This window comes from Pseudomonas sp. Root569 (assembly GCF_001427465.1).
In the GTDB taxonomy this organism is placed as follows: Bacteria; Pseudomonadota; Gammaproteobacteria; order Pseudomonadales; family Pseudomonadaceae; genus Aquipseudomonas; species Aquipseudomonas synxantha.
Map to the genome: position 1 here is coordinate 24,017 of NZ_LMGQ01000027.1, position 16,845 is coordinate 40,861.

11 protein-coding genes are annotated in these 16,845 nt (G+C 61.3%); 8 read left to right on the top strand and 3 right to left on the bottom strand.

The window, feature by feature from the left end; all coding sequences use genetic code 11:
- Positions 1-17 precede the first annotated feature (17 nt).
- Positions 18-722, bottom strand: a complete 705-nt coding sequence (gene treR / locus ASD70_RS23660) for a trehalose operon repressor (protein WP_046069426.1) — start codon at positions 720-722, stop codon at positions 18-20.
- Positions 723-959: 237 nt separating this feature from the next.
- On the opposite strand from treR, the gene treP reads away from it, so the two are divergent.
- From treP to ASD70_RS23685, 5 genes are all read left to right on the top strand, one after another.
- A complete protein-coding gene (gene treP, locus ASD70_RS23665; RefSeq protein WP_056847569.1) occupies positions 960-2,402 on the top strand; it encodes a PTS system trehalose-specific EIIBC component in 1,443 nt (480 codons plus the stop codon).
- Positions 2,403-2,475: 73 nt separating this feature from the next.
- Positions 2,476-4,122 (top strand): alpha,alpha-phosphotrehalase, encoded by a 1,647-nt coding sequence (gene treC, locus ASD70_RS23670; protein WP_046069424.1) that lies wholly within the window; start codon positions 2,476-2,478, stop codon positions 4,120-4,122.
- Positions 4,123-4,190: 68 nt separating this feature from the next.
- Positions 4,191-5,411 (top strand): maltoporin, encoded by a 1,221-nt coding sequence (locus ASD70_RS23675; RefSeq protein WP_056847570.1) that lies wholly within the window; start codon positions 4,191-4,193, stop codon positions 5,409-5,411.
- Positions 5,412-5,507: 96 nt separating this feature from the next.
- Positions 5,508-8,036: a phosphoenolpyruvate--protein phosphotransferase gene (ptsP, locus tag ASD70_RS23680; RefSeq protein ID WP_046069422.1), complete on the top strand. Its 2,529-nt coding sequence runs from the start codon at positions 5,508-5,510 to the stop codon at positions 8,034-8,036.
- 2 nt (positions 8,037-8,038) lie between these two features.
- Complete coding sequence (locus ASD70_RS23685) at positions 8,039-8,317, top strand: PTS transporter subunit EIIB (protein WP_046069421.1); 279 nt, start codon at positions 8,039-8,041, stop codon at positions 8,315-8,317.
- 123 nt (positions 8,318-8,440) lie between these two features.
- On the opposite strand, the gene mltF is transcribed toward ASD70_RS23685, so the two are convergent.
- The gene (gene mltF, locus ASD70_RS23690) at positions 8,441-9,901 is read right to left on the bottom strand and encodes a membrane-bound lytic murein transglycosylase MltF (RefSeq protein ID WP_056847571.1); all 1,461 of its coding nucleotides are present in this window, start codon (positions 9,899-9,901) and stop codon (positions 8,441-8,443) included.
- A gap of 286 nt (positions 9,902-10,187) precedes the next feature.
- Between mltF and purL the strand changes: the two genes are divergently transcribed.
- The 3 genes from purL to ASD70_RS23705 all read left to right on the top strand — a co-directional run bounded on the left by purL (position 10,188) and on the right by ASD70_RS23705 (position 15,003).
- Entirely contained in the window at positions 10,188-14,084 is a 3,897-nt protein-coding gene (purL, locus tag ASD70_RS23695) for a phosphoribosylformylglycinamidine synthase (RefSeq protein WP_056847572.1), read from the top strand.
- 4 nt (positions 14,085-14,088) lie between these two features.
- A complete protein-coding gene (locus ASD70_RS23700) occupies positions 14,089-14,400 on the top strand; it encodes a Nif3-like dinuclear metal center hexameric protein (RefSeq protein ID WP_056847573.1) in 312 nt (103 codons plus the stop codon).
- Positions 14,401-14,709: 309 nt separating this feature from the next.
- Complete coding sequence (locus ASD70_RS23705; RefSeq protein ID WP_236708737.1) at positions 14,710-15,003, top strand: DUF6124 family protein; 294 nt, start codon at positions 14,710-14,712, stop codon at positions 15,001-15,003.
- Positions 15,004-15,120: 117 nt separating this feature from the next.
- Here the strand turns inward: ASD70_RS23705 and nagE are convergent, their stop codons facing one another.
- Entirely contained in the window at positions 15,121-16,827 is a 1,707-nt protein-coding gene (gene nagE, locus ASD70_RS23710) for an N-acetylglucosamine-specific PTS transporter subunit IIBC (RefSeq protein WP_056847574.1), read from the bottom strand.
- Positions 16,828-16,845: the final 18 nt, after the last annotated feature.

Sequence of the window (16,845 nt, forward strand, 5' to 3'; positions counted from 1 at the left end):
AGGCTAAGGGGCTGTGCTCAGCGCCGTGCGATATCCGAAAAGTAGAACTTGTCCAGGGTATGGCGCGATTCGGTGTACTCGAACTGCCGCCCGTCCTGCAAGAACGTCTGGTTACTCACCACGATCACATGGCTTTGCCCGTCAAGGTCCAGGTGCGCCTGGTCGTCCTTGCTGCGCGGCAAGGCCTCGATGGTGCGCTGCGCATAGCTGATCTGCAGCTGCAACGTCTGCTCTATAAACGCGTAGATCGACTGTTCGGCGATCTCGCGATCCAGGCCGGGAATCAGCTCGGCGATGAAGTGGTTGATGTCCAGGATCACCCGTTTGCCGCCGATGCGTCGTACCCGCTTGATACGGGTGATCAGCGTGCCTGGGTCGGCCTCGAAGTGTTGCAGCAGTGGCCCTTCGAGCGGGAGCTGGGTGAATTCAACCACCTCGGTGCGTACGTCATTGCCCAGGTCGGCGTGGGTCTCATGGAAGCTGACGATACCGCCCAGCTGGAACTCGATCGGGTTGGGCGACAACACAAAAGTGCCCTTGCCATGGATCTTTTGGGCAAAGCCACGTTCCTGCAACTGCTCAATGGCGCGTCGCACGGTGCCACGGCTGGCTTGGTAGGCGTCCATCAGCTCGGTTTCAGAGGGCAGGCGCGTACCGCGTTGCAGGCGTTCGGTGGTGATGCTGGCAAGCAGATCCGTATAGATCTGGTTGTATTTGCTCATGAGATGGCTCTATGCCCGGCTTGCATTCAAGGCAGGAACCTTAGTGGCAGAGGTGGGGTTTGTCCATTGGGCAGCCGTGTAGCCAGGGGAAAAATCTGACGGGAAGTTCGCATTAATAAACAAAAGTGTAACTCGTACAGACGAGTTGTTGATTTAACTCGTACAGACGAGTACTTTTGCCCTCGGCGTGCTGCCAACGACTGCCACCCATAAAAACAATCACAGTGGAAAACGAGCATGAGCCACGACTATCCGACTATCGCCCGCGAGATTCTCAAGAACCTCGGTGGGCGCGACAACCTTGAGCAAGCTGCCCATTGCGTGACCCGCCTGCGCCTGGCGCTCAAGGACCCGAGCCTGGTCAACAGCAGCGCGTTGAACCAGGTCGACCTGGTCAAGGGATCGTTCTTTACCGGCGGTCTGTTCCAGGTAGTGATCGGCCCAGGCGAAGTGGAAAGGGTCTATGCCGCCTTGCGTGAAGTCACCGGTCTTGCGGCATCGACCATTGCTGATGTGAAGCAGAAGGGCGCTGACAAGACCAACGCCATGCAGCGCCTGGTGCGCGTGTTCTCCGACGTGTTCATGCCGATCCTGCCAGCGCTGATCATTGCCGGCCTGCTCATGGGCATCAACAACCTGATGGGCGCCAAGGGCATGTTCATCGAGGGCCAGACGCTGCTGGAGGCCTATCCGAACCTGGATGGCCTGTGGAGCCTGATCAACCTGATGGCCAATACCTCCTTCGTGTTCCTGCCGGCACTGGTGGGCTGGTCGGCGGCCAAACGTTTCGGTGGCAGTGAAATCCTCGGCATCGTGCTTGGCCTGATGCTGGTGCACCCCGATCTGCTCAATGCCTGGAACTACGGCAAGGCGGTCGCCGGCCTCGACGGCCAGAGCCTGCCGTATTTCGATATTTTCGGCTGGTTCCAGATCGAGAAGGTCGGGTATCAGGGGCAGATCCTGCCGATCCTGCTCGCGGCCTATGTGATGAGCGTCATCGAGAAGTGGCTGCGCGCGCGGGTGCCCAATGCGATCCAACTGCTCGTGGTGCCGATCACTACCATCGTCGTCACTGGCGTGCTGGCCCTGGCGATCATCGGCCCGGTGACCCGTCACCTCGGCATCCTCATCACCGAAGGGGTGGTCACGCTGTTCGACCTGGCGCCGATGCTCGGTGGAGCGATCTTCGGCCTGCTCTATGCGCCGCTGGTGATCACCGGCATGCACCACATGTTCCTGGCCGTGGACCTGCAGCTGATCTCCACCCAGGGCGGCACCTTTATCTGGCCGATGATCGTCATGTCCAACCTGGCCCAGGGCAGCGCCGCACTCGGGGTGTTCTACATGACCCGCAATGCGCGGGACAAAAGCATGGCCTCGACCTCGGCGATTTCCGCCTATTTCGGCATCACCGAGCCGGCGATGTTCGGGGTGAACCTGCGCTTCAAGTTTCCGTTCTATGCCGCGCTGCTGGGTTCGGCGCTGGGCAGTATTTTCCTGTCGTTGAACAAGGTCACTGCCTCGGCCATCGGCGTTGGAGGCCTGCCCGGGTTTATCTCGATCATCCCGCAGTACATCCCGGTGTTTGTGATCGGCATGGCCGTCGCGATCGTCGTGCCCTTTGTACTGACCTGTGTGTTGAGCATGAAGATTATCCGGCCTGGGTATCGGGTCGCCTGATCCACCGCCATCGGGGGTAAGCCCCCGATGAGGCCCTCAAAGCCAGCACACAATTAATTGAAGGAACCCCACCATGCAAAACTGGCAACACTCGGTGATCTACCAGATCTACCCCAAAAGCTTCCATAGCCACGCGGGTAACGCCACCGGTGACCTGCTGGGCATCGTGGATAAGCTTGACTACCTGAAATGGCTGGGGGTGGACTGCCTGTGGATCACCCCGTTCCTGAGGTCGCCGCAACGCGACAACGGCTACGACATCAGCGACTACTACGCCATCGACCCCAGCTACGGGACCATGGCTGACTGTGACCTGCTGATCAGCGAAGCGGCCAAGCGTGGCATCAAGCTGATGCTCGATATCGTGGTCAACCACACCTCCGTCGAGCACGAGTGGTTCCAGCAGGCGCGCAGCAGTCTCGACAACCCCTACCGCGACTTCTACATCTGGCGCGACCAGCCGAACAACTGGGAATCCAAGTTCGGCGGCTCGGCCTGGGAATACGAAGCGCAGACCGGGCAGTACTACCTGCACCTGTTCGACCATACCCAGGCCGACCTCAATTGGGACAACCCCAAGGTGCGTGCCGAAGTGTTCAAGTTGATGCGCTTCTGGCGTGACAAAGGCGTGGGCGGTTTCCGCCTGGATGTGATCAACCTGATCTCCAAGCCCGCCGACTTCCCCGAAGACAACAGCGACGGCCGCCGTTTCTATACCGACGGCCCGAATGTGCACGCCTACCTGCAGCAAATGCACCGCGAAGTCTTCGAAGGCCACGACCTGATCAACGTCGGCGAGATGTCGTCCACCAGCCTGGAACACTGTATCCGCTACTCGAATCCGGCCTCGAAAGAGCTGTCGATGACTTTCAACTTCCACCACCTGAAAGTCGATTACCCCAACCTGCAGAAGTGGGTGAAGGCCGACTTCGATTTCCTGCAACTCAAGCAGATTTTCTCCGACTGGCAACTGGGTATGCAGGCCGGTGGCGGTTGGAACGCGCTGTTCTGGTGTAACCACGACCAGCCGCGGGTGGTCTCGCGTTTTGGTGATGACGGCGAATACCGCGTGGTCTCGGCCAAGATGCTCGCCACGGCGCTGCACTTCCTCCAGGGCACGCCGTATGTGTACCAGGGCGAGGAACTGGGCATGACCAACCCGGGCTTCGACAAGATCGAACAGTACCGCGATGTGGAAACCCTGAACATTTTCCGCCTCAAGCGTGATGCCGGGGAGTCCGAGGCGTCGAGCATGGCGGCGATCATGCAGAAATCCCGCGACAACGGTCGCACGCCGATGCAGTGGAGCAACCAGGCCAATGCCGGTTTCAGTCGTGGCGAGCCCTGGATTGGCGTTGCGGCCAACGCTGCGCAGATCAACGTTGAAAACCAGCTGGATGACCCGGATTCGGTGCTGCATCACTACCGCGCCCTGATCGCCCTGCGGCGCCGCGAACCGCTGATCCAGGAAGGCGTTTATCGCCCACTGCTGCAAGACCATCGCCAGGTCTGGGCGTACGTGCGCGAAGGCCATGGCGAGCGCCTGCTGGTGCTCAACAACTTCTACGGCACGCCGTGCGAAATCCAGCTGCCCGACCAGGTGATCAATCCGTCGAGCGCGCAGCGGCTGCTCATCAGCAATTACCCCGATTGCCCGGCGCGCACGAGCACGGTGGTGTTGCGCCCTTACGAATCGTTTGTGCTGCATCTCAAGGACTGAGCCGCCTCTACCGGTAATCGCATCACGCATCAAAGTAAGAAAAAACAATAAAAATAAAGGAGCGCTTCATGAAAACAACAATAAAACTGGGCCTTATTACGTCGTGCCTTGCTGTGCCGTTTGGCGCCCAGGCCCTGGAGTTCGCCGGTTACTTGCGCAGTGGCGCGGGCACGTCAACGGGCAGCGGCAAGCAGCAGTGCTTCCAACTGCCGGGGGCGCGAACCAAATACCGCTTGGGTAACGAATGCGAGCAATATGCCGAACTGGAATTGCGCCAGGACCTGCTGACGTTCGATGACGGCTCAGTGCTCAGCGTGGATGCCATGGCCTCCCTCTACAACAAGTACGACCGCGCCCTGAAGTTCCAGGGTGAAAACAACGGCTCGGCACGCATGCCGCAGATGTATGCGCAATGGTCCAACCTGCCCAGCCTCAACGGCGGTTCGCTGTGGGCCGGGCGGCGCTACTACAAACGTAACGACATCCATATCTCCGACTTCTACTACTGGAACCAGAGCGCCACCGGTGGCGGGATCGAGGATGTGCTGATCGGCGGCTTGAAATACAGCTACGCCCTGTCGCGCAAGGACAACCTGTACCAGAAGGAATACGCCACCCGTCACGACTTCAACGTGGCCGGTTTCAACACCAACCCGGGCGGCGAGCTGGAGCTTGGCCTGAGTTATATCGCCAAGGCCGGTGGGCGTGACACCAACAGCGGTTGGGCGCTGACCGCGCAGCATGTGCAAACCGCGTTCCTGGGCGGCAAGAACAAATTTGCCTTGCAGTACGGCGAAGGCCCAGGCACTGGGTTGGGCTACACCGGCAATACCCGGTTGGACAAGAGCAGCAAAAGCTACCGTGCCGTGGAATTCTTTGACTGGCAGGTGACCCCGCGTTTCGGTGGGCAAGTCCAGGCGGTGTACCAGAAGGATGTACGCCCGGGGCGTCAGGACCAGAACTGGATGTCCCTGGGTGTACGCCCGGCGTATGCCATCAGCGAGCAATTCAAGCTGGTCGCTGAACTGGGCCACGATCAGGTCGAGGCTACCGGCGGTACACGCAAGCTGAGCAAATTCACGTTCGCGCCGACCTGGTCGCCCAAAGGCCCGGAATTCTGGGCGCGGCCGGAAGTGCGGTTGTACTACACCTATGCCAGCTGGAACCAGGCGGCCAAGCGCGCAGCGAATGAACTCGCGGCGGGCTCGGCGTTATCTGATACCGGTGCCTATGGCACGGCACGGCATGGATCGAACATGGGCGTGCAAGTCGAATACTGGTGGAAATAACCGCGAACTAATGTGGGCGCGATCAAGCCCGCTCCCACATTTGAACTGTGCCATCTCACCCAATGATTTTTACAGAACAACCCAACAGGTGAAGTCATGACCCCATCTCAACCCCTGGAACTGCTGGCGCCCCTGTCCGGGATGCTGCTGGCGCTGGATCAGGTACCCGACCCAGTGTTTTCCAGCCGCGTGATCGGCGACGGCCTGTGCATCGATCCCACCTCGCAGACGCTCTGCGCGCCGCTGGCCGGGGTGATCAGCAATATCCAGGACAGCGGTCATGCTGTGAGTGTCACCGACGACAACGGCGTGCAGGTGCTGTTGCATATCGGCCTGGACACCGTGAACCTGGCGGGTCAGGGCTTCACCCGTTTGGTTGAGGAGGGCCAGCGGGTGGAAGCCGGGCAGCCGCTGATTGAGTTCGACGCCGACTATGTGGCACTGCATGCACGTAGCCTGCTGACCCTGATGCTGGTCGTCAGTGGCGAGCCATTTGTGTTGCTGGTGCCCGATCAGGGCGCCGTCGAGGAAGGCCAGCCACTGTTACGAGTGTCCCCCGGGCAAGCGTCATCGGAAGCCGATGAAGAGGAGGGCGATGCGCTGTTCTCCAAGCCCCTGACCTTGCCCAACGCCAACGGTTTGCACGCTCGCCCAGCGGCAGTGCTTGCCCAGGCGGCGAAAGGGTTCAGTTCAAGCATCTACCTGCACAAGCAAACCCAGAGCGCGAATGCCAAGTCGCTGGTGGCGATCATGGCGCTGCAGACGTCCCGGGGAGACAGCCTGCAAGTGAGCGCGGCGGGCGCGGATGCCGAGGCGGCGATCCAGGCGCTGGTGGCGTTGTTGCTGGACGGCTGTGGCGAGACGGTGGCGGCGGTCGAAGTAGTCAAGCCTGCCGCGCCGGTGTCATCGGCAACCTTGATGCGGGGCGTGTGTGCGTCGCCGGGCTCGGCGTTTGGGCAGGTCGTCCAAGTGGCCGAACCGGCGCTGAATATTCCCGAAGCCGGTGCCGGCGAAACCTTCGAGCGTGCCGCATTGGCGCGTGGCCTGCGGACGGCAGCCGAAGCGCTGCAAGCCTTGCAAGCCAAGGCCGCCGGCAGTGCCCAGGCCGAAATTTTCCGCGCCCACCAGGAATTGCTCGAAGACCCGACCCTGCTGGAGCAAGCCCAAGGCCTGCTCGCCCAAGGCAAGAGCGCCGCCTTTGCCTGGAACAGCGCCACGCTGGCGACGGCGAAACTCTTCGAAGGCTTGGGCAAGGCGCTGCTCGCCGAGCGTGCGGCGGACCTGGCCGATGTCGGCCAGCGCGTGCTCAAACTGATCCTGGGTGTTCCCGAACGCTCATTGGACCTGCCTGAGTGCGCCATCCTGGTCGCCGAACAACTGACGCCCTCACAAACCGCCGGCCTGGATACCAGTAAAGTGCTGGGTTTCGTCACGGTGGCCGGTGGGGCTACCAGCCACGTGGCCATCCTCGCTCGGGCGCTCGGCCTGCCGTCCATTTGCGGGGTGCCGGCTCAAGTATTGGCTCTGGCCAACGGCAAACGGGTACTGCTTGACGCCGATAAAGGCGAGCTGCACCTGGAACCGGACCTTGCTGAAATCGAACAACTGCAAGCGGTTCGCCAGCAGCAAAAGCTGCGGCTGCAGCGTGAAATCGCACAGGCATCCCTGGCGGCAATCACTCGCGACGGCCATCACGTCGAAGTCACGGCCAACGTCGCCTCGCTGCAGGAAGTCGAGCAGTCCCTGACCCTGGGCGGTGAAGGCGTGGGCCTGCTGCGTTCGGAGTTCCTCTACCTTGACCGCAACCGTGCCCCGAGCCCGGAGGAACAAGCCGGCACCTACAGCGCCATCGCCCGTGCCCTTGGCACCGAGCGCAATCTGGTGGTGCGCACCCTGGACGTGGGAGGCGACAAACCCTTGGCCTATGTGCCGATGGAAAGCGAGACCAACCCGTTCCTGGGTTTGCGGGGTATTCGGCTGTGCCTGGAACGCCCCGAACTGCTGCGCGAACAGTTTCGCGCGATCCTCGCCAGTGCGGGCTTGGCGCGGCTGCATATCATGCTGCCGATGGTCAGCCAGCTCTGCGAGCTGCACCTGGCGCGCCGGATGCTCGAAGAAGAAGCGCTGGCGCTCGGGCTCACCGAATTGCCCAAGCTGGGCATCATGATTGAAGTGCCTTCGGCGGCGTTGATGGCGGATGTGTTTGCGCCCCATGTGGATTTCTTTTCCATCGGCACCAACGACCTGACCCAATACACCCTGGCCATGGACCGCGATCACCCGCGCCTGGCCAGCCAGGCCGACAGCTTCCACCCCGCTGTGTTGCGCCTGATCGCCAGCACCGTCAAGGCGGCCCACGCCCATGGCAAGTGGGTGGGCGTGTGTGGTGCGCTGGCCTCTGAACCATTGGCGGTGCCGGTGTTGATCGGACTTGGCGTGGATGAACTGTCGGTCAGCGTGCCGCTGATCCCGAGCATCAAGGCCACCGTGCGCGAACTGGAACTGGTTGACTGCCAACTCATCGCCCGCCAGGTGCTGGGCCTGGAAGAAGCCGGCCAAGTGCGTGAGGCCCTGCGCCTGTACCACGCGGCCACCGTTGAAACCTCACCTGTCATGGAGCACTGAGCATGTTCGAGAAATTGCAGCGGGCATTCTGGAAAGCCCTGACACCTGATTTGGTGGCCGAGACGGTTGCACCGACGACCCCGAGCCTGTTGGCCACCGATGTGCTGAGTGCCTTGGGCGGCGCCGAGAATCTCAAGTCACAACAGCGTGTGGCGCTGACGCGGGTGAGGGTGCAGTTGCAGGATGCGGGGCGGTTGGATGAGGCGGCGTTGAAGGCGGCGGGTGTAGCAGGCGTGATGGTGTTGTCGGGCGGCGTAGTCCATCTAATCACCGGCCTCTAAGCCAAGCGCAGATCAAAATGTGGGAGGGGGCTTGCTCCCGATGGCGATGGATCAGTCACTGTAGTAGTGACTGGCACCAGGCTATCGGGAGCAAGCCCCCTCCCACATTGGTATTCAGTGTTCTTATAATTGCGGGCTGTCCTGCGGCGGCTTGGTCTTGTCCACACCCGGCACATGCAGGTTGCCTTCGACCACTTGGTCGCCTTCCAGCTGCGGCTGGGTCACCCAGGTGAGGATGTCGTAGTAACGCCGGATGTTCGCCACAAAGTGCACCGGCTCGCCACCCCGGGCGTAGCCGTAGCGGGTCTTGCTGTACCACTGCTTCTGCGACAGGCGTGGCAGCATCTTCTTCACGTCCAGCCACTTGTTCGGGTTCAGGCCTTCTTTCTTCGCCAGCAGGCGTGCGTCTTCCAGGTGGCCGGTACCCACGTTATAAGCGGCGAGGGCGAACCAGGTGCGGTCAGGCTCAGCGATCTTGTCGTCCAGTTCATCCTTGATCTTGGCCAGGTATTTGGCGCCGCCCATGATGCTCTGCTTGGCATCCAGGCGGTTGGACACGCCCATGGCCTGTGCGGTGTTCTGGGTCAGCATCATCAGGCCGCGCACGCCGGTCTTGGAGGTGACGGTCGGTTGCCACAGCGATTCCTGGTAACCGATGGCTGCCAACAGCCGCCAATCGACCTTTTCGGCCTTGGCATAGGCGCGAAAATGCTTCTCGTACTTGGGCAGGCGCTGTTGCAGGTGCTGGGCGAAGGTATAGGCGCCCACATAGCCGAGTACATCGACGTGCCCGTAATAGCGATCTTTCAGACGCTGCAGCGTGCCATTCTTTTCGACCTTGTCCAGGTAGCCGTTGATCTCATTGAGCAGGCTGTTGTCGTCGCCGGCGGCCACGGCCCAGCTCTGGTGGCTGGCATTGCCGAGGTCGAACGCCACGCGCACGTTGGGAAAGTACACCTGATTCATCGCCACTTCATTGGAGTCCACCAGGGTCAGGTCGATCTGCCCCTCGTCCACCATGCGCAGCAGATCAACTACCTCAACGGCGTCGGATTCTTCGTATTCGATTGCAGGATTCTGCTTTTTCAACGCCGCCAGTTGCTCGGCGTGGGTGCTACCCTTGAGCACCATGATCTTCTTGCCCACAAGATCGGCGGCATTGGTGGGGCGCGATTGGCCGTTGCGGTAGATGATCTGCGGGGTCACTTCCAGGTACGGGTGGGAAAATCGCACCTGCTGTTGGCGCTGTTCGCTGCTGACCAGGCCGGCAGCGGCAAGTACCGGGCCGTTGGGCTTGCCCAACTGGTTGAACAGCTCGTCGAGGTTATCGGCGGTCTCGATTTCCAGCTTCACGCCCAGTTCGTCGGCAAAGCGCTTGACCAGTTCGTATTCGAAACCGGTTTCACCGTTGCGGTCCTGGAAATACGTGGCCGGGCTGTTCCGGGTGACCACCCGCAATACGCCATCCTCCTTGATTCGCTCGAGGGTGCTGGGTTTGTCAACACAGGCACTGAGCATCAGGAAGAGCAAGGTGGCGATGAGCCATTTGACCCATCGCGGGCGCAAAACGGTTGGGGAGAACATCTGCGCAGTATACGCAAACGGCCCACGGCGCCATATCTCGACAGCGGCGCACTTGTCTGCTAGCGCCGCTAAAACTGTGCTGCAGCCCGCAGAAACGCGGCTTGGCGAGCGATTGTGACGGTTAAAATAACTGCGCCCAACGCCGTGGATAACGCCACGATCGCGTGCAAACCCTGCCAACTGACGTTCGGCAGCGGCCACCGGTAGCGTTTCGGGTGCCGTTGGCGAAGGTTTACGCTAGAATGCACGGCCTCAAAGCACACCCCCTTCCGAGGCTGTCCCGAAGATGTTGATCCTGCGCGGCGCTCCTGCCCTTTCTGCCTTTCGCCACAGCAAACTCCTTGAACAACTGAGCCAGAAGGTTCCAGCTGTTACAGGCCTTTATGCTGAATTTGCTCACTTCGCCGACGTAACCGGCGTCTTGACCGCCGACGAACAGCAAGTGCTGGCACGCCTTCTGAAGTACGGCCCCAGCGTTCCCGTGCAAGAGCCGACCGGCCGCTTGTTCCTGGTTCTGCCGCGGTTCGGCACCATCTCGCCCTGGTCGAGCAAGGCCAGCGACATCGCCCGCAACTGCGGCCTGGATAAAATCCAGCGCCTGGAGCGTGGGATCGCCTTTTACGTCGCTGGCCAGTTCAGCGATGCCGAAGCCGAGCTGATCGCCAGCAGCCTGCACGACCGCATGACCCAGATCATCGTCAGCCAGTTGGAACAGGCTGCCGGGCTGTTCAGCCACGCTGAGCCCAAGCCGCTGACCGCGATTGACGTGCTCGGCGGTGGCCGCGCCGCCCTTGAGAAGGCCAACACCGAATTGGGCCTGGCCCTGGCCGAAGACGAGATCGACTACCTGGTCAACGCCTTCAACGGCTTGAAGCGCAACCCCCACGACATCGAACTGATGATGTTTGCCCAGGCCAACTCCGAGCACTGCCGTCACAAGATCTTCAACGCCAGTTGGGACATCGACGGCGAGAGCCAGGAAAAAAGCCTGTTCGGCATGATCAAGAACACCTACGTGATGCACAGCGAAGGCGTTCTGTCGGCTTATAAAGACAACGCCTCGGTCATCGTCGGCTCCGTCGCCGGCCGCTTCTTCCCGGACCCGGAAACCCGCCAGTACGGCGCGGTGCAGGAGCCGGTGCACATCCTGATGAAGGTTGAAACCCACAACCACCCGACCGCGATTGCCCCGTTCCCGGGCGCAGCCACCGGGTCTGGCGGCGAAATCCGTGACGAAGGCGCCACCGGCCGTGGCGCCAAGCCCAAGGCGGGCCTCACCGGTTTTACCGTGTCCAACCTGCAGATTCCGGGCTTCGAACAGCCGTGGGAAGTGCCGTACGGCAAGCCTGAGCGCATCGTCACCGCGCTGGACATCATGATCGAAGGCCCCATGGGCGGCGCCGCGTTCAACAACGAATTCGGGCGTCCGGCGCTCACCGGTTACTTCCGTACCTTCGAACAGTCCATCACCACCCCCCGTGGTGATGAAGTGCGCGGCTATCACAAGCCGATCATGTTGGCCGGCGGGATGGGCAACATCCGCGAAGAACACGTCAAGAAAGGCGAGATTCTGGTTGGTTCCAAGCTGATCGTACTCGGCGGTCCAGCGATGTTGATCGGCCTGGGCGGCGGCGCAGCTTCCTCCATGGCCACCGGCACCAGCTCGGCCGACCTGGACTTCGCTTCCGTACAGCGCGAAAACCCTGAGATGGAACGCCGCTGCCAGGAAGTCATCGACCGTTGCTGGCAATTGGGTGACAAGAACCCGATCAGCTTCATCCACGACGTCGGCGCTGGCGGTTTGTCCAACGCTTTCCCGGAACTGGTCAACGATGGCGACCGCGGTGGCCGCTTCGAACTGCGCAACATTCCAAATGACGAGCCGGGCATGGCCCCGCACGAAATCTGGAGTAACGAATCCCAGGAACGCTACGTGCTGGCCGTCGGCCCCGAAGACTTCGCACGCTTCCAGGCCATCTGCGAACGCGAGCGTTGCCCGTTTGCCGTGGTCGGCGAAGCCACTGCCGAGCCGCAGCTGACGGTTACCGATAGCCACTTCGGCAACAGCCCGGTAGACATGCCGCTGGAAGTGCTGCTGGGCAAGGCACCGCGCATGCACCGTTCGGCCGTGCGCGAAACCGAGCTGGGCGATGATTTCGACCCAAGCACGCTGGAGCTGGCCGACAGCATTGAGCGCGTGCTGCACCACCCGGCCGTGGCGAGCAAAAGCTTTTTGATAACCATCGGCGACCGCACCATCACCGGCCTGGTGGCCCGTGACCAAATGGTTGGCCCATGGCAGGTGCCGGTGGCCGACGTTGCCGTCACCGCCACCAGCTTCGACGTTTATACCGGTGAAGCCATGGCCATGGGCGAGCGCACGCCGCTGGCCCTGCTGGACGCTCCGGCGTCGGGCCGCATGGCCATTGGCGAAACCCTGACCAACATCGCTGCCTCGCGTATTGGCAAGCTGTCCGACATCAAGCTGTCGGCCAACTGGATGTCCGCTGCCGGCCACCCCGGTGAAGATGCGCGCTTGTACGACACCGTCAAGGCTGTCGGCATGGAGTTGTGCCCGGAACTGGGTATCACCATTCCGGTGGGCAAGGACTCCATGTCCATGGCCACCCGTTGGAACGAAGATGGCACCGACAAGAGCGTGACCTCGCCGCTGTCGTTGATCGTCACCGGCTTTGCGCCGGTCACCGACATCCGTCAGACCCTGACCCCGCAACTGCGCATGGACAAGGGCACCACCGACCTGATCCTGATCGACCTGGGCCGTGGCCAGAACCGCATGGGCGCTTCGATCCTGGCGCAGACCCATGGCAAGTTGGGCAAACAGGCACCGGACGTCGATGACGCCGAAGACCTGAAAGCCTTCTTCGCCGTGATCCAGGGCCTCAACGCCGACGGTCACCTGCTGGCTTACCACGACCGCTCCGACGGTGGTTTGCTGACCAGCGTTGTCGAGATGGCCTTCGCTGGCCACTGCGGCCTGAACATCGTGCTCGACAGCGTTGCCGAGGATGCCGCCGAGATCAATGGCATCCTGTTCAACGAAGAGTTGGGCGCCGTGATCCAGGTTCGCCAGGACGCGACTCCGGACGTACTCGCACAATTCAGCGCCGCCGGCCTGGACGACTGCGTGGCCGTCATCGGCCAGCCGATCAACAACGGTGAAGTCAACATCTCCTTCAATGGCGATACGGTGTTTGCCGGCCAGCGCCGCCTGCTGCAACGCCAGTGGGCCGAAACCAGCTACCAGATCCAGCGTCTGCGCGACAACGTCGAGTGCGCCGAGCAGGAGTTCGACGCGATCCTGGAAGAAGACAACCCGGGCCTGAGCACCATGCTCAGCTTCGACGTCAACCAGAACATCGCCGCGCCGTACATCAAGAAGGGCATCCGCCCACAGGTCGCCGTGCTGCGTGAGCAGGGCGTCAACGGTCAGGTGGAAATGGCCGCGGCGTTCGATCGCGCCGGTTTCACTGCGATTGACGTGCACATGAGCGACATCCTCGCCGGTCGCGTTGATCTCAACGAGTTCAAAGGCCTGGTGGCCTGCGGTGGTTTCTCCTACGGCGACGTGCTGGGTGCCGGTGAAGGCTGGGCCAAGTCGGCCCTGTTCAACAGCCGCGCTCGCGACGCGTTCCAGGGCTTCTTCGAACGCAACGACAGCTTCACCCTGGGTGTGTGCAACGGTTGCCAGATGATGTCCAACCTCAGCGAACTGATCCCGGGCAGCGAGTTCTGGCCGCACTTTGTGCGCAACCGTTCCGAGCAGTTCGAAGCCCGCGTCGCCATGGTGCAGGTGCAGGAATCCAACTCGATCTTCCTGCAAGGCATGGCCGGTTCGCGTATGCCAATCGCCATCGCCCACGGCGAAGGCCATGCCGAGTTCGCCAGCGAAGAAGCGCTGCTTGAAGCCGACCTGTCCGGCACCGTGGCCCTGCGTTTTGTCGACAACCACGGCAAGGTCACCGAAACCTACCCGGCCAACCCGAACGGCTCGCCACGCGGCATTACCGGCCTCACCAGCCGCGACGGTCGCGTCACCATCATGATGCCGCACCCGGAGCGCGTATTCCGCGCCGTGCAGAACTCGTGGCGCCCGGAAGAGTGGAACGAAGACGGCGCCTGGATGCGCATGTTCCGCAACGCTCGCGTGTGGGTGAACTAAGGCCGTGTACAAGCTCGCCTTCTTCGTGCCCGACAGCCATGTGGAGACGGTGAAAACCGCCGTCTTCGCAGCCGGCGGCGGGCGCATCGGCGACTACGACAGCTGCGCCTGGCAAGTGCTGGGCCAGGGCCAATTCCGCGCGTTGGACGGCAGTCAGCCGTTTATCGGGCAGGTCGGTCAGGTTGAAGTGGTTGCGGAATGGAAGGTTGAGTTGGTGGTGGCGGATGAGTTGATTGTGGCGGTTGTGGCTGCACTCAAGCTTAGCCATCCGTATGAGACACCGGCGTATGAGGTGTGGCAGTTGGCGGATTTTTAATCGGCTGGCTGCATAAACAAGAAACCCGCTGGGCCAGTTTGGTCAGCGGGTTTTTTGTTGGCTGTAAGTGCCAATCGCAGGCAAGCCAGCTCCCACATTTGACCCCGTTGTCAGACCGTACATCAATCCCATGTGGGAGCTGGCTTGCCTGCGATGGCGTCGGTGCAAGCGCCTCAGAACTTTCCGACAAGCCTTTCAGGTTGTCCGTCGGAACTCGCACAACTAACCTTCTCGAGTCGCTGCCAATTCAGTGACCGGGACTGCAAGCCTGAAAAATCACTAGGAGCCTATTCCATATGGAGTTTAATGATGATCAGCGACAACTTGCTAACTGGTTCAATCTCATCTCAAGCCGAGTCCCGCCAAGCTGGTGATTTACCGTCCGACCAGATCTTCACCGTAATACCCAGTCTGAACAGCGAAACCCTGCTCGCCAATGCTTCCCAAGACCTGGCATCCGTACAGGCACTGGCGGGTAATCTGGCTTTTGATGTCGATGGCCCCCAGCGTGATGTCGTGCTGGGCATTCATCGGATGGTAGAGGGCATTCAGTTGATGGTGGATCGGGTGCTGGATTTAGTTGAGGTGCCTGAGCAGAAGTAATCAGGCGCTTGTGAGGGCCAATCGGGAGCAAGCCCCCTCCCACATTTTGAATGGCGAATACATTTCAAATGTGGGAGGGGGCTTGCTCCCGATGAGGCCAGAAAAGCCACTACAGCTCTAAACCCTGGCGCCGACCTCACGGCCACTGACCAACCGCTCCAACGCCTCACCCAAGCCAGAGGCCTTGTCACCAACCAACAAGTGCCAAACACCGCTCTCAAGCTGACTCACACCCTGGCAACCGAGCACAGTGAGCTGAGCTTCAGACAATCCCGAATCATCCCCCAACTCCACCCGCAACCGGGTCATCGCCACCGCTTCCAGCTGGCGCACATTCCCTCGGCCCCCCAGCGCATTCAGCCATTGCTCGGCCTCTTGCACATTCACCGTCAGGGGCTTATCCACAGGCGCAACCGCTACAGACGCTGCTGCAACAAACCCCGGCATCGCCAAGCGAATTTCATCGGCAATGCTATCGGCCATCGGCCCGACCACCACCTGCAAACTCCCGCCGTTACCCGGGCGCACTACAGCCATGGCGCCCAGCGCTTTCAACTCTGCATCCACCGCCTTGTTGCGATCCACCATGTCCAAGCGCAGACGCGTGGTGCAAGCACCAACACTGAGCAGATTCTGCGCACCACCCAGCGCCTGGATATATGCCGTGGCGCGCTGGTTGTCGCTCATGGCCTCGGCCTGCACCACCTGGATATCTTCCCGGCCCGGTGTCTTGAGGTTGAAGCGGCGGATGCAGTAGCTGAACACCGTGTAGTAGATCACCGAGTAGGCCAGGCCCACCGGTACCACCAGCCAGCCATTGGTGGACTTGCCCCAACCCAGCACCATGTCGATAAACCCACCGGAGAAGGTAAACCCGAGGTGGATATTCAACATATTGGTGACTGCCATCGACAGGCCCGTCAGCACGGCGTGGATCAGGTACAGGAACGGTGCCAGGAACATGAAGGCAAATTCAATCGGTTCAGTCACCCCGGTCAAAAACGAAGTCAGCGCCATGGACAGGAAAATCCCGCCCATCACTTTACGGCGCTCCGGCAACGCATTGCGGTACATCGCCAGGCATGCAGCGGGCAGGCCGAAGAGCATCACCGGGAACATGCCGGTCATGAATTGGCCGCCTTTCGGGTCGCCGGCAAAGTAGCGGGTCAGGTCGCCGGTCACCACCGCGCCGGTTGCCGGGTCGGTAAACGTGCCGAACACGAACCACGCCATATTGTTGAGGATGTGATGCAAACCGGTGACGATCAGCAGGCGGTTGAATACGCCGAATACGAACGCACCCAGGCTGCCGCTTTCCATCAACAACACGCCAAAGCTGTTGATGCCGTGCTGGATCGGCGGCCAGATCAGACCGAAGATCACGCCCAGGCCCACCGCCGAAAAACCGGTGACAATCGGCACAAAGCGTCGCCCGCCAAAGAACGCCAGGTACTCCGGCAGCTTGATGTCCTTGAAGCGGTTATACAGCCCGCCCGCCATCAGGCCACTGGCGATACCGGCGAGCATGCCCATGTTGATGGTGGTATCCATCACCTTGAGGGTCGAGATCATCACCAGGTAGCCAATCGCCCCGGCCAGGCCGGCCGTGCCGTTGTTGTCACGGGCAAAGCCCACGGCGATGCCGATGGCGAAGATCAGCGCCAGGTTGGCGAAGATCGCCTGCCCGGCATCGTGCATCACCGCGATGTTGAGCAAGTCGGTGTCGCCCAGGCGCAGCAAGAGCCCGGCGATTGGCAGGATCGCAATCGGCAGCATCAGCGCGCGGCCCAGGCGTTGCAGGCCTTCGATAAAGTGTTGGTACATGGCGTGTCTCCCTATTCT

Bases quoted from the DNA above. Each gene is read 5' to 3' on its own strand.
- treR (WP_046069426.1), bottom strand. From the start codon at position 722: ATGAGCAAATACAACCAGATCTATACGGATCTGCTTGCCAGCATCACC.
- treP (WP_056847569.1), top strand. From the start codon at position 960: ATGAGCCACGACTATCCGACTATCGCCCGCGAGATTCTCAAGAACCTC.
- treC (WP_046069424.1), top strand. From the start codon at position 2,476: ATGCAAAACTGGCAACACTCGGTGATCTACCAGATCTACCCCAAAAGC.
- ASD70_RS23675 (WP_056847570.1), top strand. From the start codon at position 4,191: ATGAAAACAACAATAAAACTGGGCCTTATTACGTCGTGCCTTGCTGTG.
- ptsP (WP_046069422.1), top strand. From the start codon at position 5,508: ATGACCCCATCTCAACCCCTGGAACTGCTGGCGCCCCTGTCCGGGATG.
- ASD70_RS23685 (WP_046069421.1), top strand. From the start codon at position 8,039: ATGTTCGAGAAATTGCAGCGGGCATTCTGGAAAGCCCTGACACCTGAT.
- mltF (WP_056847571.1), bottom strand. From the start codon at position 9,901: ATGTTCTCCCCAACCGTTTTGCGCCCGCGATGGGTCAAATGGCTCATC.
- purL (WP_056847572.1), top strand. From the start codon at position 10,188: ATGTTGATCCTGCGCGGCGCTCCTGCCCTTTCTGCCTTTCGCCACAGC.
- ASD70_RS23705 (WP_236708737.1), top strand. From the start codon at position 14,710: ATGATCAGCGACAACTTGCTAACTGGTTCAATCTCATCTCAAGCCGAG.
- nagE (WP_056847574.1), bottom strand. From the start codon at position 16,827: ATGTACCAACACTTTATCGAAGGCCTGCAACGCCTGGGCCGCGCGCTG.